Source organism: Citrobacter sp. wls615 (genome assembly GCF_005281355.1).
Classification (GTDB): Bacteria; Pseudomonadota; Gammaproteobacteria; order Enterobacterales; family Enterobacteriaceae; genus Citrobacter; species Citrobacter werkmanii.
Window position 1 is genome coordinate 1 of sequence record NZ_SZXM01000043.1, and the last position, 295, is coordinate 295.

Annotated in this window: 1 protein-coding gene; it reads left to right on the plus strand. The window is 51.9% G+C overall.

The genetic code is table 11. The features are described 5' to 3' along the window. Positions 1 to 295, plus strand: a 295-nt coding sequence (locus FDX04_RS12210; RefSeq protein ID WP_371415440.1) for an MFS transporter, incomplete at both ends; no start/stop codon positions are given.

The following is a 295-nucleotide window of genomic DNA, read 5'->3' on the forward strand; positions in this document are numbered from 1 at the left end:
TTATTCTGTGTAACTACACCGATAACACCGCTCTGGTGGTAGCGCTGATGGCGCTGGCATTCTTCGGCAAAGGTTTCGGGGCGTTGGGTTGGCCGGTGATTTCCGATACTGCGCCGAAAGAGATTGTCGGTCTGTGTGGTGGCGTCTTTAACGTATTTGGCAACGTGGCCTCCATTGTTACTCCGTTGGTGATTGGGTATCTGGTGAGCGAGTTGCACTCATTTAATGCCGCGCTGATGTTTGTAGGATGCTCGGCGCTGATGGCTATGGTTTGCTACCTGTTTATTGTCGGTGA